The sequence below is a fragment of the Exiguobacterium sp. EF_C8 genome (genome assembly GCF_054956715.1).
In genome coordinates, this window is record NZ_CM143264.1 from 925,167 (window position 1) to 940,048 (window position 14,882).

Annotated in this window: 18 protein-coding genes; 16 read left to right on the forward strand and 2 right to left on the reverse strand. The window is 44.8% G+C overall.

Translation table 11 applies throughout. From position 1 onward, the window contains the following. Positions 1 to 9: 9 nt before the first annotated feature. From ACY2IG_RS04770 to ACY2IG_RS04815, 10 genes are all read left to right on the forward strand, one after another. Positions 10 to 2,193, forward strand: coding sequence for a 1,4-alpha-glucan branching protein domain-containing protein (locus ACY2IG_RS04770; protein ID WP_035409150.1), 2,184 nt, complete (start codon positions 10 to 12; stop codon positions 2,191 to 2,193). A 104-nt stretch (positions 2,194 to 2,297) separates the two neighbouring features. Continuing rightward, the gene (gene rpmG, locus ACY2IG_RS04775) at positions 2,298 to 2,447 is read left to right on the forward strand and encodes a 50S ribosomal protein L33 (protein ID WP_012369771.1); all 150 of its coding nucleotides are present in this window, start codon (positions 2,298 to 2,300) and stop codon (positions 2,445 to 2,447) included. 57 nt (positions 2,448 to 2,504) lie between these two features. Then, positions 2,505 to 3,050, forward strand: coding sequence for a 5-formyltetrahydrofolate cyclo-ligase (locus ACY2IG_RS04780; protein ID WP_035409149.1), 546 nt, complete (start codon positions 2,505 to 2,507; stop codon positions 3,048 to 3,050). Beyond that, the gene (locus tag ACY2IG_RS04785) at positions 3,044 to 3,823 is read left to right on the forward strand and encodes a DUF92 domain-containing protein (RefSeq protein WP_462618414.1); all 780 of its coding nucleotides are present in this window, start codon (positions 3,044 to 3,046) and stop codon (positions 3,821 to 3,823) included. The genes ACY2IG_RS04780 and ACY2IG_RS04785 overlap by 7 nt, the downstream gene beginning before the upstream one ends. A 163-nt stretch (positions 3,824 to 3,986) precedes the next feature. Continuing rightward, positions 3,987 to 4,943, forward strand: coding sequence for an L-lactate dehydrogenase (locus tag ACY2IG_RS04790; protein WP_035409145.1), 957 nt, complete (start codon positions 3,987 to 3,989; stop codon positions 4,941 to 4,943). A 255-nt stretch (positions 4,944 to 5,198) separates the two neighbouring features. Next, positions 5,199 to 5,708 carry a GNAT family N-acetyltransferase gene (locus ACY2IG_RS04795; protein ID WP_035409143.1) on the forward strand — a complete coding sequence of 170 codons (510 nt, stop codon included), beginning with the start codon at positions 5,199 to 5,201 and terminating at the stop codon, positions 5,706 to 5,708. Positions 5,709 to 5,868: 160 nt separating this feature from the next. After that, positions 5,869 to 6,906, forward strand: coding sequence for a M42 family metallopeptidase (locus tag ACY2IG_RS04800; RefSeq protein ID WP_462618415.1), 1,038 nt, complete (start codon positions 5,869 to 5,871; stop codon positions 6,904 to 6,906). Then, on the forward strand, positions 6,890 to 7,093 hold the full coding sequence (locus ACY2IG_RS04805; RefSeq protein WP_035409139.1) for a YqgQ family protein: 204 nt from the start codon (positions 6,890 to 6,892) through the stop codon (positions 7,091 to 7,093). The genes ACY2IG_RS04800 and ACY2IG_RS04805 overlap by 17 nt, the downstream gene beginning before the upstream one ends. An 83-nt stretch (positions 7,094 to 7,176) precedes the next feature. Then, entirely contained in the window at positions 7,177 to 8,127 is a 951-nt protein-coding gene (locus ACY2IG_RS04810) for an ROK family glucokinase (RefSeq protein ID WP_056060191.1), read from the forward strand. A 216-nt stretch (positions 8,128 to 8,343) separates the two neighbouring features. After that, positions 8,344 to 10,269, forward strand: coding sequence for an LTA synthase family protein (locus ACY2IG_RS04815; protein ID WP_462618416.1), 1,926 nt, complete (start codon positions 8,344 to 8,346; stop codon positions 10,267 to 10,269). Positions 10,270 to 10,375: 106 nt separating this feature from the next. Here the strand turns inward: ACY2IG_RS04815 and ACY2IG_RS04820 are convergent, their stop codons facing one another. After that, positions 10,376 to 10,555 (reverse strand): DUF2759 domain-containing protein, encoded by a 180-nt coding sequence (locus tag ACY2IG_RS04820; RefSeq protein ID WP_035409134.1) that lies wholly within the window; start codon positions 10,553 to 10,555, stop codon positions 10,376 to 10,378. A gap of 168 nt (positions 10,556 to 10,723) precedes the next feature. On the opposite strand from ACY2IG_RS04820, the gene ACY2IG_RS04825 reads away from it, so the two are divergent. Continuing rightward, positions 10,724 to 11,341 carry an MBL fold metallo-hydrolase gene (locus ACY2IG_RS04825; protein ID WP_329470328.1) on the forward strand — a complete coding sequence of 206 codons (618 nt, stop codon included), beginning with the start codon at positions 10,724 to 10,726 and terminating at the stop codon, positions 11,339 to 11,341. A 42-nt stretch (positions 11,342 to 11,383) separates the two neighbouring features. On the opposite strand, the gene ACY2IG_RS04830 is transcribed toward ACY2IG_RS04825, so the two are convergent. Next, positions 11,384 to 11,647, reverse strand: a complete 264-nt coding sequence (locus ACY2IG_RS04830; protein WP_023467555.1) for a DUF2626 family protein — start codon at positions 11,645 to 11,647, stop codon at positions 11,384 to 11,386. A 224-nt stretch (positions 11,648 to 11,871) separates the two neighbouring features. On the opposite strand from ACY2IG_RS04830, the gene ACY2IG_RS04835 reads away from it, so the two are divergent. The 5 genes from ACY2IG_RS04835 (at position 11,872) to ACY2IG_RS04855 (ending at position 14,878) form a co-directional block, all read left to right on the forward strand. Then, positions 11,872 to 12,258, forward strand: a complete 387-nt coding sequence (locus tag ACY2IG_RS04835; protein WP_035409130.1) for a Spx/MgsR family RNA polymerase-binding regulatory protein — start codon at positions 11,872 to 11,874, stop codon at positions 12,256 to 12,258. A 62-nt stretch (positions 12,259 to 12,320) separates the two neighbouring features. After that, positions 12,321 to 13,163, forward strand: coding sequence for an ATPase, T2SS/T4P/T4SS family (locus ACY2IG_RS04840; protein WP_056060197.1), 843 nt, complete (start codon positions 12,321 to 12,323; stop codon positions 13,161 to 13,163). 14 nt (positions 13,164 to 13,177) lie between these two features. Next, positions 13,178 to 14,119, forward strand: coding sequence for a type II secretion system F family protein (locus tag ACY2IG_RS04845; protein WP_056060200.1), 942 nt, complete (start codon positions 13,178 to 13,180; stop codon positions 14,117 to 14,119). 17 nt (positions 14,120 to 14,136) lie between these two features. Beyond that, entirely contained in the window at positions 14,137 to 14,448 is a 312-nt protein-coding gene (locus tag ACY2IG_RS04850; protein WP_023467559.1) for a competence type IV pilus major pilin ComGC, read from the forward strand. Beyond that, positions 14,417 to 14,878, forward strand: coding sequence for a prepilin-type N-terminal cleavage/methylation domain-containing protein (locus ACY2IG_RS04855; protein WP_035409128.1), 462 nt, complete (start codon positions 14,417 to 14,419; stop codon positions 14,876 to 14,878). The genes ACY2IG_RS04850 and ACY2IG_RS04855 overlap by 32 nt, the downstream gene beginning before the upstream one ends. The last annotated feature ends 4 nt before the right edge of the window (positions 14,879 to 14,882 follow it).

The following is a 14,882-nucleotide window of genomic DNA, read 5'->3' on the forward strand; positions in this document are numbered from 1 at the left end:
AGAGAAGCTATGCGAAAAGGATATTTTTCACTCGTCTTACATGCACACTTACCATATATCCGTCATGAAGAGGCGCATCGTCTCGAGGAACGGTGGATGTATGAAGCGATTTCAGAAACCTACATTCCATTATTGTGGGAAGTCGACCGCTTATCACGTCCGCTCGGTTGGACAGTCAGTATTTCACCGCCGGTCATCGAGATGCTTGCCGATCCACTGATTCAAGACCGCTACATCGAGCATATCGAGGACACATTACGTTTGATTCGTCAGGAACTGGAGCGAGAGCTTGACCAAAAGGAACGAGATGCTCTTTTATTCTATCAAGACCGCTATCAAGATTTATTGAATACGTTCCTTCACTGGGAAAAAGATTTGAACCGGGCATTCCGCCATTACAAAGAGCAAGGCTATCTTGATTTGATTACCTGTACGGCGACACACGGGTTCAGTCCTCACATGTTGTCTGAACAAGCGGCGCGCTCTGAAATTCAGACAGGCTTGAACTGTTTTGAACGCCATTACGGATTCCGTCCATCAGGTCTTTGGATGCCGGAATGTGCCTATACGCCAGGACTTGATCGAATTTTATATGAGGAAGGCATTCGCTATACGTTCGTCGATGAACATTCGATTTTAAACGCCGATCCAGCACCAAAACACGGAATTGGAGCACCCGTCTATTCTCCACACGGCGTAGCACTCTTCCCGCGTGATCAAATCATTTCCGGAAAAATCTGGAGTTCTGTCATCGGATATCCGGGACATCCTGATTATCGTGAGTTTTATCGGGATCTCGCGTATGATCGGGAATGGGATCAAATTGCTGAGTTCATGCATCCGGAAGGCTTACGTTATGATACCGGTTTGAAATTGCATCGTGTAACAGGTGAGACGGATCAAAAAGACTATTACGTGCGTGACTGGGCATGGCAACGAACAAGTGAGCATGCAGCAGATTTTGCTCAAGCACTTGGTGAACATTTAGATGCATATCAAGGACAAGACTTCCCGCCATTTCTCGTCACAGCACCATTTGATGCTGAATTGTTTGGTCACTGGTGGTTCGAAGGACCTGATTTCCTTGGTAAAGCGATGGAACGTCTAGAGGATCAGGCGATTGAGTCGATTTCACCAGCTATGTTCCTCGAACGTCACTTCCAAGACATCGATACGGCACATGTCGCGATGGGAACGTGGGGACGAAAAGGCTATGCGGAAGTCTGGATCAACGAGCGCAACGACTGGATGATTCGCCATCTCCACCAGCTCGAAAAGAGACTAGCAGGAATCGTTGCGCGAAATCGTCATCAAGATGCATTGACTGTCAAGGCGAAACGCCAGCTCATTCGAGAATATCTACTTGCTGTCTCAAGTGACTGGCCGTTCATTTTAGACGGACAGACGACAGCACAGTACGCTGCGAACCGGTTCCGTGAGCATATCTTACGTTTTGAAGAAACCGAACGTCGTCTCGATGCACAAGAATTAACGATGGACTGGTTGGAAGGGCGTTATCAACAATATCCGTTCTTGCAAGATGAAGACATTGAACCAGATGTTTTCTTAACGGCTCATGACTATTATGTTGCGGTCAAACGCGATGCTGCTTTGAACAAGGATGGTATTCTAATGTTCACTCGGGATTACGAACAATCTCACCGTCCAGTTCGTGATGTAGCTAGACGACTAGCGGCAGCGGGAGAGAACGTCTACGTCGTAACGGAACATCCTGAAGCGTATCGATTCGAGGAGGGTGTACATGTATACGGGGTACAAGTGACAGGTCTACCGCTCGTTCAAACATACAATCAACTGGCTGCGTTAAATCTAGCCTTCTTGCGTCAGGCGCAAGCCTTGGCGAAGATCGTTGACTTCCAAGTCGTCCATAACTTCAATATGGAAACAGCGTCAGCTGCCCAGGCAATCGCCAAGATGAAAGAGTTGCCACTCGTCAGTAATGTTTATGATGTCGAGAGTGAGCGTTCTCCGGATCGTTCAGGTGGTCTGGTCGTTGCGTTAAAACGACTTGAAGGAGACGCATTGCGTCAATCGGCTGTCGTTTATCTAGAACGGGAAGAGTCACGCAACGGGGTGGAACAGGAGTATCACGTTGAAAAGAAACCTCTTCGTTTTGAAGAGAACCTTGAAAAACCATATCAACACGTGACGAATCCGAAAAAGAACGGATGAACAGTTGCAATTCCTTTCCTTTCTTGGTACGATACTTGAGTATGCTTAACCTTATGTAAAGCAAAATCACTTGATACATCGAGAGCTAGATAGGAGGGAATTCCATGCGCGTTAAAATCACATTAGCTTGCACTGAAACTGGTGACCGTACTTATATCACTAAAAAGAACAAGCGTAACAACCCAGAGCGTCTTGAGTTGAAGAAATACAACCCACGTCTCCGTAAACACACACTTCACCGTGAAGTGAAATAATTGAGATGGAAGCCGTCACTTCGTGTGATGGCTTTTTTTGTGGAAAGGAAGACAGTTATGAACAAACAAGAAGTACGCCGTCTGATCAAAGAAAGATTAGATGTGATGGAGAACCGTGCTGAAAAGGAACGGTTAATACACGAACATGTTTTGTTATTGCCTGAATGGCAACAAGCGACTTGTGTCGCAATCACGTTAGCATTTCGAAATGAATGTGATACAAGCATATTGATTAAACAAGCGTGGCAAGAGGACAAGACGGTCTTGATACCGAAAGTAGTCGGAGAAGAGATGGTCTTTTATGAATACAGACCAGAAGATCAATTGCAGCATAATCAGATGGGGATCGCAGAACCAATGGATTCAGCTCGTCGCACTACACTTGATCAAGCGGGATTTTGTCTCGTTCCGGGACGCGCCTATCGACGGGATGGCTATCGCTTAGGGTGGGGAGGCGGTTATTATGATCGTGCACTCGTGACATACACAGGTTGTAAAGTATCCATCGCCTTTTCAGAACAGCTCTTTCCAGATTTTGAAGTGGAGGACTTCGATATCCCAGTTGATCTCATCGTCACGGACCAAGAGGTTATCCGATGTTAAGTGTTACGATTTTATTTTGTCTCATTCTCGCCTGGACTGGACGATATTTTCGCTTGTTGACGACAAGCGGGGCTGTCTTGACAATGCTCGTCGGCAGTGGTGTCTCATTTGGATTCGGCTTGAAAGGTTTAGTGGTGCTCTTACTCTTCTTTGGCAGCTCGAGTCTTTTATCGAAAATTGGGCGTTCTAGAAAAAAATCCGTGGACGCGATCGTCGAAAAAGAGGGTGCACGTGACGGATGGCAAGTACTTGCGAATGGAGGAGTAGCGTTCGTCGCTGCTATAGCCTACGCCATGACGATGAATTTTGCATATCTCTTGTTATTCCTATTCGTCATCGCGGCATCGAATGCCGATACATGGGCTTCGGAAATCGGTCCACTCTCAAGACGTGATCCATGGTCTTTGAAAACATTACGACGGGTACCAGCAGGAACGAGCGGAGCGATGTCGTTAATCGGAACGTTAGGAACAATTGCTGGAGCTGCGTTCATCGCTTTAGCAGCGCAGTGGATCTTCTCTCTTTCTTTGACAGAGGCCTTACTTGTGGCAGGTATCGGTGTCCTTGGAAGTCTGCTCGATACACTATTTGGAGCAATGTGGCAACGCGTGTATGAATGTTCAGTTTGCGGGGAACGTACGGAAAAACGAGAGCATCATGGACAACCGACAGCTTACGTATCGGGTATTTGGTTTCTTGGAAATGATGCGGTAAACGTCATGACGAGTGGTCTAGCGAGTGGAATCGGGTTTATCATCGTCCGATTCTGGTAAGTGCAAAGTAGGACAGGGTAATTCCTTATGTTAGGATATCGATGACACAAAATGGACAAATGTGATTAATTTCACATATTACAAAGAATGTGAAAGATGTTACAATTTATTTGTGAGATAGTTAACAAACTCTTAGAACGAATGAAAGGGTGGACATAACGAGATGGAATTACATGCGAAAGTAACACGGGTGGCGTTAATCGGAGCAGGTGCGGTCGGTTCAAGCTTTGCTTATCAGATGTCAACAGCCGGACTTTGTGAGGAACTTGTCATCATTGACGTCAATAAAGCAAAAGCAGAAGGTGAAGCGATGGACTTGAACCACGGAACCCCGTTTAGTTCTTCACCGATGCGGATCTGGGCTGGAGATTATATGGACTGCCGAGAGGCTGAGGTCGTCGTCATCACGGCGGGAGCTCCTCAAAAACCAGGAGAGACGAGACTCGATCTCGTCGCAAAGAATGCATTGATCATGAAAGAAATGATTCGTCAGATTATGGATTCTGGTTTTGATGGTCTCATCGTCGTGGCTTCCAATCCGGTTGATATCATGGCACATCTGGCTTGGAAATATTCCGGTCTTCCAAAATCACGCGTATTTGGATCAGGAACGGTGCTCGATACAGCACGTCTGCGTCAAATGCTTGGAGAATACTTTCACATCGATTCTCGCAATGCCCATGCCTACATTCTTGGAGAACATGGAGATACGGAATTCGCTGCCTGGAGTAATAGCCGTATTTATGGAAAAACAATTGATGAACTACTTGCTGAGGACGATCGTTATTCTCAAGCAGACCTTGATCAAATCTATATCAACGTTCGGGATGCTGCCTATCATATTATCGAACGTAAAGGAGCAACTTATTATGCGATTGGACTTGGACTTGTTCGAATCGTGCGTGCCATCCTTGGGAACGAGAACTGTTTGTTGACGGTCGGGGCGTATGTAGATGGGCAGTACGGGATTTCCGGCATTCACATCGGAGTACCGGCGATCATCAATCGTCAAGGTGTGCGGGAAATCATTGAAGTCGCGTTGACGGAAGAAGAAATGAAGAAGTTTCATCATTCTGCTGATGTATTGCGTCAGACACTCGAACCTGTCTTGCAAGATTAACGGCGCAAAGCATGACGAAAACCTCATAAATAGAGAGCTTAAAAACTCAAATGGTGATCCTGTATCTTAGTGTCCACCTTTGAGTTTTTGTTATGAGAAAAAAAGAGGCAAACATCACTACTGTATTTAAGTGAAATTGAAAGAGAAAAAAATCTAGGTTTTATTTTACTAGAAAAGGGTTAAGTAAGAGATAGAAGCGTTTTTCCGTTATTATTTGTACGTCATGAAACCCAAAAAAGGAGAGAATCGACAGTCATGTATACTTTTCGAAAATTAACTAAAGAGGATGCAGAACAATACTGGAATCTACGCCTTGAGGGATTAAAGAATCATCCAGATGCGTTCGGTCATTCGTTTGACGATGAACAGCAAACCCCGCTCCGCGAAGTACGAGAAGGTCTAGAAGGAGAACCCGACTCCGATGAGATTTGGCTCGGTATGTTCGACGGCGATGTATTGTTTGGGTTTGGACAGGTCAAGCCATATGAACTGTCACGTGAATCGCACAAAGCGATGATTTCCGGAGTATATGTTTCGCCTGCATATCGTGGAGGGACCGGTCGTGCTCTGATGGAGGCCTTGATCGACGAGGCGAAGAAGTTACCAGACGTTGAGCAAGTCATTCTTGCCGTATTATCAGGAAATGAAGCAGCGCAAAGTCTTTACGAATCGCTCGGCTTTGAAGTATATGCCGAAGATCCAGACTCCGTAAAATTAGAAGATGGCACATACCGTGATGATATTTGGATGAAAAAATACGTCTAAGTTCATTATATGGTGTGGACAAAAAGCTGTAGCAAAAAAGTGCTACAGCTTTTTCGCGTAGTGGATGTAGGATATCAGTACCGACAAAGAATGAATATTTGTTATCATGAAAACAAAGCGGATAGCACGTTGTAGTCCGATTGAAAGGGAGCGAATGAACATGAAAGAAGTCATACGTACGATTGAAGAGCTGGTCTCGATTCCAAGTCCGACAGGTTCGACGAAAGAAGCGATTACATACGTAGAAAAGCGATTGATGGCAGAAGGCATCACGTATCGAAAACTCGAGAAAGGAGCCATCTTAGCGACTTTGCCTGGTGCTTCAACTCGCACGCGGTTACTGACGGCACACGTCGATACATTAGGGGCAATGGTAAAAGAGATTTTACCAACGGGACGACTCAGTTTATCACAATTAGGGGGCTATGCTTGGACAGCGATCGAAGGAGAGAACTGTCTCGTGCATAAGATGGACGGTCAAACAATTTCCGGTACGATTGTTTTCCATCATTCGAGTGTCCATACGTCACGCGAGACGAACAAAACGGAACGGTCCGCTGATAATATTGAAGTCCGACTTGATATTCGTTCGACGACAGCCGAAGAGACGCGCGTCGCGGGGATTGAAGTAGGAGACGTCGTGACGTTTGATCCGCGTTTCCTCTATACGGAAACTGGGTTTGTGAAATCGCGCCATCTCGATGATAAAGCATCGGTTGCTTTGTTGCTTGAATTGATTAAAGAATGGAAAACCATCGACCTGCCACACACGGTCCAGATCCTGATTTCAAATTACGAAGAGGTTGGGTTCGGTGGAAATGCTGGATTCACGGAAGAAGTCGCAGAATATATCGCGGTCGACATGGGTGCGTTAGGAGATGGTCAGCACTCTGACGAATTCACGGTCTCGATTTGTGCAAAAGATGGTTCCGGTCCGTATGACTTAGCGTTACGTCATCAGCTAACACGTCTAGCACAACGCAATAGTATCCCATATAAAGTTGATATTTATCCGTTCTATAGCTCGGACGCTTCGGCAGCAATGCGTGCGGGACATGATGTTCGACACGGACTATTTGGTCCGGGGATTGAATCGAGCCATTCTTACGAACGAACACATGAGACGTCATTACAAGCGACCTATGATTTGCTACATGCGTATGTAAAGGAGCCGATGGTCGATGAAGACGCTGTATGATGTACAACAGTTACTTAAGACGTATGGAACATTCATCTATCTAGGAGATCGAGCATCAGATATTGCGATGATGATGCTCGAACTTGATGAATTGCAAGAAGCAGGCGTTTTGGAGCAACGTCAGTATGATTCAGCAAAACTCATCTTACGACATGAATTAAAACGTTCACAATCCGATAATGTTTAAGGTTGCGCAACCCTTTGCGCAATGCGAGTGTGTCCGTTAAAATGAACAAGTAGACATTATATGAGCATAGGGGAGACAGAGCAATGAAATGGTTACTCGGCATTGATATCGGTGGAACGACAGTGAAGATGGCAATTTTGGATTTGCAAGGCATCATCGTAGAAAAATGGGAAATTGAGACGGTGATCCTGAATGATGGTGCACAAATTCCAGGAGATATTGCAAAATCATTTTTTGAGAAGTGTCAAGAAAGCAACAAACGACCAGAGGATTTTGTCGGAGCAGGTATTGGTGCGCCAGGATTCATCGACTTTAATACGGGTGTCGTTGAAAAGGCAGTCAACATCGGGTGGCATAATTTTGAACTCGTTGGTGAATTCGAACGGTTGACAGGTTTACCGGCAGTACTTGAAAATGATGCGAACGCAGCAGCGATCGGTGAGATGTGGAAAGGTGCCGGTAGTGGCGCAACAGAATTACTCGCGGTCACACTTGGTACGGGTGTCGGTGGTGGTCTGATCACGAACGGACAAATCGTTCACGGTACGGTCGGAATGGCAGGAGAAATCGGTCATATCACGATGTTGCCTGAAGATGGCGTCATGTGTGGATGTGGACGTAAAGGATGCCTTGAGACGATTGCTTCAGCAACGGGTATCGCCCGTCTTGGTCTTGAGAAACGTAAAGGACAAGAATCGCTACTGAATGACATTAAAGCAGTGACGGCGAAAGATGTATTTGAAGCGTATGAGAAAGGCGATCGTATCGCAACGGATGTTGTAGAGGAAGTGACGTTCCACCTCGGACTTGCGATTTCAAATCTAGCAAATAGTATCAATCCGGAAATCATCGTCATCGGTGGTGGTGTCTCGAAAGCAGGTGAAACACTGCTTGCACCACTACGTCAGCAATTTGAACGGTTTGCGTTACCCCGTGTCTTTGGATCAACGACGTTCAAGATTGCTGAACTCGGAAACGATGCTGGAGTCATCGGGTGTGCATGGCTTGCTAAGCAAATGTTCTTGAAAAAATGATAATATTCAATTTCAATGAAAGGTTCGCTCCGGCGAATCTTTTTTTTGTTTACAAACGTATAGTAATTGTGTGATTGTTAAGTATCTTCCGGATTCCGGTTGCATTTTTGTAAAACTAAGCGTAAAATTTTCACGTGATATGGGTATATGTACATTATGATGTAAGTTGTGTGAACTGAAAGCAGAAAGCACATGTAAATTAGGAGGCAGGTTTTTATGCAGCAAGACGCAAACATCTGGTCGCGAATGCGCCTAAAGATGGGTCAAGGCGTTCGCAGTACTTATAAAGAGCATAAGCTTTTTTGGATTGCGACCTTATTGATTTGGTTAAAAACGTATTTAGCGTATACACTTTTCTTCAACGTTCCCGTAACGAATTCCGCGCAAGCATTCATTCTACTAATTAATCCAATTAGTTCAGCGCTCTTCATGTTTGGATTTAGCTTCTTCTTCCGAGGAAATGTCCAAAAATGGTTCATCTACGGTACACTGTTCGTCGCAACCATCATTTTATATGCGGACATCATTTTTTTCCGCTTCTTTAATGATTACTTGACGTTGCCAGTATTGTTCCAAACTTCGAATGCAGAGACGGTTTCAGCTTCACTCGCATCGCTTTTAAGTTGGGCTGATTTACTGATCGTCGGCGATTTGATCATCTTACCATTTTTCTTACGGAAAATGGATATGTCCAAAAACGTCGCGTCACGTGGGCGCGCAATTCTTGCATTCGTCGCAGCAGTCGTCGTCTTCCTTGGAAACTTGACGCTTGCTGAGACAGAACGTCCAGAATTATTGACACGTGCCTTTGACCGGGAATTACTCGTTAAGAACATCGGAACATTTAACTTCCATATGTATGACGCACTCATCCAGTCGAAGACATCTGCGCAAAAAGCACTTGCGGATAGCTCTGAGTTATCAGAAGTCCAAAACTTCATCGATTCGAAGCATGCTGCAGCCAATCCGGCGATGTTCGGCAAGTATAAAGGTAAGAACGTCATCGTCATCTCGTTTGAGTCAGCTCAATCATTTGCCGTTGGTTTAAAAGCACCAAACGGTCAAGAAATTACACCGAACTTGAATAAATTGATCAAGGAATCCCATTCATGGGATAACTTCTATCACAACACAGGACAAGGGAAAACGTCAGATGCTGAGTTCATTCTTGAGAATTCGATCTATCCACTTGGTCGTGGATCTGCATTCTTTACGAACGGAGAGAACGAATTCCGTGCAACACCTGAGATGTTGAAAGAAGATGGCTATTACTCAGCTGTTTTCCATGCGAATAACAAGTCATTCTGGAACCGGGACATCGTCTACAACAGTTTCGGCGTAGATCGTTTCTTCTCGGAGACGGATTATGATTTAGGGGATCCAGCAGATTTGACGGAGTGGGGCTTACTCGATGACAAGTTCTTTGAACAGTCACTTCCGATGTTAAAAGATTTACCACGTCCGTTTTATTCGAAATTCATTACGTTAACGAACCACTATCCATTTGAGATGCCAAAACCAGAAGATGAACTCGTACCACCGCTTGAAACGAGTTCTACGACACTGAACCACTACGTTCAGGCGCTAGCGTATCAAGATATGGCACTCGGTAAGTTCATCGAAGGTCTAAAAAAAGATGGTACGTGGGATGATACGATCTTCATGGTATACGGTGACCATTACGGTATTTCAACAAACCATAATGCTGCAATGGCAGAACTCATGAACAAAGATGAGTTGACTCCGTATGATGTTGCGCAACTGCAACGTGTACCGTTCGTCATTCATTTACCGGGTCAAACGAAAGGTGTCAAACACGAAAATGTTGCGAGTCAAATCGATATTAAACCAACATTGCTTCACCTGTTAGGTCATGATTTCAAGAATGAGATCTTGTTCGGTACCGATCTCTTCTCAAAACAACATAAAGACTATGCGTTGTTCCGTGACGGTTCTGTCGTAACAGATAAGACGGTCTACACGCAAGAAACATGTTATGACCGTAAGACAGGAAAAGAAGTGAAGGACGGGGAACAAGCGGAAATGTGTAAACAATCTACGAAACAATCTGAGAAAGAATTAGGACTCTCAGATAAAGTCATCTATGGCGACTTGCTACGTTTCCTTCAAACTTCAAAATAAGTAAGATAATACTGAGAGTAGGTCTACGTTCTAGTAGGTCTACTCTTTTTATAAAATAACAAAAAAGAGAGATGCTCGAGGCACCTCTCTTTTTAGTGTACTCTGATTACGATGGAATACCGCCGTAAATCAATGTCGCAATCCCAAACCAGCCGAATAAGACGACAGTTAGGGCTGCGAATACGAGTGGAAACATTTGGCGTTTCTTAAGTGAACGAACGACGGCCCAAACACCGACGAGTGCGACGAAGAAGAAAAGCCAACCGATTGGTTGATCCAAATGCATGACGTACTCCCCCTTAAACAATCACGTTATGAATTTCACGAAGATTTCACTTAAATCTCACTTTTTAGTTTATCCGACTCTCGGGATAAAGTCGAGAGGGCGTTGCAGGAACTTTCGACAATTTCGTGTATAGTAGGGGAAGAGTCTATTGAAAAGGGGTTTTATAGAATGGAAATCGTCATGATCACTTCCGGTATGGCATCTGAGAATGGCTACTTGTTATTTAAGGACAAGGAGTGTCTCGTCATTGATCCAGGAACAGAAGATATGCGTTTTTTCGATGAAATTGAAAGTCGAGGAGCAACCTTAAAAGGAATCCTTTTGACCCATGCTCACTTTGACCACATTGGTGGTGTGGATATGTTACGACGCTTCACGAAAGCTCCTGTCTACGTTCATGCGGAAGAGGCAGGCTGGCTTGGTAATCCAGAATGGAATGGTTCGGCAAAATTCGGCATGCCGCCGATGCGCATGAAGCCAGCCGATCATCTGTTACAACCAGGACAATTGGCAATCGGTAACTTTTCAATGCATGTACTTGAGACGCCAGGACACTCACCAGGAAGTGTGACGTTCTATTTCAAGGGAGAACGAATCGCATTCGGTGGGGATCTCCTATTCCAACAAGGCGTCGGGCGAACGGATCTTTATGGTGGGAATCAAGACGTATTGATGCGTTCGCTTGATCGACTCATTGCGGAACTACCAGCAGACACGACAGTCTATCCGGGTCACGGTCCAAATACGACGATCCGACAAGAGATGAAAACCAATCCGTTTCTATAAGCAAAAAAACTCGCCATCCAAGAGGATGACGAGTTTTTTTCATTACATCTGGAAGTTCGACCAGTACGTAAAGACGATGAAAAATACAGTTAAGTAAGCTCCAAAGATATAGACATACGTTTTTTCAGTTAAACGCAAGTAACCAAGCGCTGCAAAAAAGACAGTTTGTGCCAAGAAGACGAAGCCCATGACTAAAAATGAATCCGTATGCTCACTTGAGCTTGCATCGCCACCCAATGCGCCGATAAATGCCATGACTGCGATGATACCAGTCCAGAAACCGAGTACGCGGTACATTCTCCCCATTCCTATAACCCCCTAAATCCGACAGATAGTCAATATACGTACTTATTTTACCAAGCAAACAATCATTCGTCTATCCTGTTCTAGTGATTGTTAAGGAATAACTGTGAACAAAAGATGAAGTTTCAAAAAAAGTTGTACAATAGTTGTACAAAAGGTGTACAAAGTCAAAATGTCGTGCTATAGTAACTGTAATGAAACCCCACACTTTGAGAGGAGGAGCAAAAATGGCGAATGAGTTAGTCTTTTTCACATATCCAAGCTGTACATCATGTCGTAAAACGAAATCATGGTTAAAAGAGGAACATGTTGATGTAGAGGAACGTCATCTGTTCAGAAATGCTCCAACAGTTGATGAACTCATGGAACTGTTAAAATTATCGACAGACGGGATTGAAAGTTTGCTCGCAACACGCAGTCAAGCCTTCAAAGATCTCGGCATTGATATTGAAGACATGAAACTCAGTGAGTTATTACGCCTCATGAGTGACAATCCGAAGTTGTTACGCCGTCCAATCATCACTGATGGAAAACAACTCGTTATCGGGTATGATAAACCGGGTCTTGAGACATTAGCGAAGCGTAAACATCGGACAATTGCACACGTATCATAAAGAAGCCGGTTTGGTCGGCTTCTTTTTTTTGTGTATTGTTTGCTGTAGGGAGGTGAGTAGAAATGAAGGAATGGACGACACAACTCATGGAACGATTCGAAGCACTCGGTGCAACAGATGTTCATTTCGTTCCGAACGAGACTCGCGTCCGAATCGTTTGTCGAACGAGCGATGGGCTGTGTGAACAAGATGACGTAGAACTGACACGTTACCGGACGCTTGTCAGCCATATTCGCTATGAGGCGAACTTAAAGGAACAAAATGAACGAATTCCGCAAAGTGGCTTGTATCCACATGGGAAAAAGGGAATGCGTGTCTCGTTGTTACCGAGTCGACAAGGGGATGCGATGTCGTGGCGTTTTTATCGTTCGACAGTCTCTCGAGAAACGGCTTTACAAACGTTACATGATCAATTGGACTTCGCATGGTTAGCTGAACAACGACATGGGTGTATCGTCATTTCCGGATCGACAGGTGCAGGAAAGACGACGATGTTATATTCCTTGATGAGTGCAATGGAAGAAAAACGAATCATCTCGATTGAAGATCCGGTGGAATGTACGGTACCAAACGTCTTACAACTGGAACTAAATGAAAAAGCAGGCTTCACTGCTACGCGATGTTTTGAGGAAATACTGCGAGCGGATCCAGATTGGATTGCTTTTGGTGAGGTGCGGACAAGGGAGGCAGCACGTTTGACGATGAATGCTGCCCTTAGTGGTCACGTCGTGTTGTTTACGCTACACGCTGGAAGTATTGATGAAGCGCGATTACGATTGCGCAGTTTAGGTATCGAAGAGTCAGAGCTAGCTGTCTGTCAACGCATCATTCATCTCGAGCGAAAAGGAGAGGATGTCCGCTGTACCGTCAGAAACTTACAAGCCGCAATCAAAGTCGGTTCTTAAAACGATATCATCGCTTGTTATCAAAAGGAATTTCCGCGAAAGAGACGCTACTCATTTTAAAACGATTCGAGCGTCATCCGTTCTCGGAAGTGGTCGGAGAAATGGAGCAACGTCTTGAAAAAGGAGACTCCTTTGCAGCATCCCTTGAACCGCTTGCGTTAACGAATACCTTAAAACGACTTCTTTTTGTTGGAGAAAGGACAGAGCGACCATTGCTTGTTCTTCGCCAAATCGTGAAACTGCTCGACCTCGAAACAGAAATGCGATCGAAGTTTTGGAAGATGATCCGATATCCGCTTGTTCTAGCGACCAGTCTATTCCTGCTGTTCTTCTTTTACGCCCTCTACGTATTTCCATCTCTCCTCGAGATGTCGGACCCGAAAACTCTCCCCTCATTTCTTCATCTTCTTCTTCACCCCTCTGCGAAATATATGCTCGCAAGTATTCCCGTTATTTTGTTAACCTCCGGTTACCTCTTCTTTCGCTTCTTTCCATTAAACCGTATTTTACGACTGAAACCGTTACAGCGTTTGATTCGTCTCTACTACAGCTATTTATTCACGATCGAAGTAGGATCGTTTATCGATGCTGGCTTTTCGCTCGAAGAGACCTTTCGTCATCTAGAGCAAGGACAAGCGAATAAAAAAGGTCATTTGTACGCTCGTTTGCATGCTAAACAACAGGCGGGGGAACCACTTGCAGAAGCGCTTGGCGAAGATGAGATCATCGAAGCCGAGACGATTGGAATAGTCCATTTAGCGCGAGAAAGTGGAGATCTTGGTCCGTTGTTGCTTGAACAAGCGACGCTCTTGCATGAGTCGATGGAAGAGGAGTTAGAGAAAAAGTTGTTATGGATCGAGCCGATTTTGTACGGGGGATTGACGATCATGACAGGAACGTTGTTTCTCATCTTATATTATCCGATTCAGCTAGCGATACAGCAGCTTCCATTTTAAACAGAGGAGACGATACGATGAAACAATTCTTAAAACGACAGGACGGATTCACTTTACTGGAGATGGCAGCCGTCTTATTGATCATTTCGTTGTTACTGCTCGTTTTGATTCCAACGATGACAAGTGGAAAGGATCAGGCGAAAGGTGTAAGTTGTGAGGCGAACATTCGAGTCATTCGTTCGGAGGTCAATTTGTATTACGCCAAAGAGAAAAAGTACCCAGAATCGCTCCAGACGATCAATCGGGGAACCGCCGATAAACCGAATGCCCTCGTCTGTGATCAGGAGACGTATACGTATGATCCGAAGACTGGCGAACTTACGAAGTGAACAAGGATTTACCTTATTTGAGATGACGGCGGTACTGACAATCATTGCTTGTTTACTTGTTTTGTTGTTGCCGGCACTATTTGAAAAACGACCGGACTGGATTCCGCTTGAACAAGAGGTTCGTCTAATGGAACAAGATATTCAGACGCTTCGGCTCATGCAGTACTCGAAACAAGATCAAGCATTGATGCAGTTTCGATTTCGAGGAGACGGGACAGGATACCTTGTACTTGCGGATGACCGGCTGTTATGGCAACGAACGTTCCAGAATGGGCATACATGTGCCGTTCCCCCGTCAAACCGCATCATCTACTTTAAGAGCTATCACTCGATTTATGCAGCGACGTGGTCTTGCCGTTCGGCAACAGCCGAGTATGAAATTAAATTCTTACTTGGGAACTATCAAATGGCAATCCGTAAAGTGAGGTGAGAAG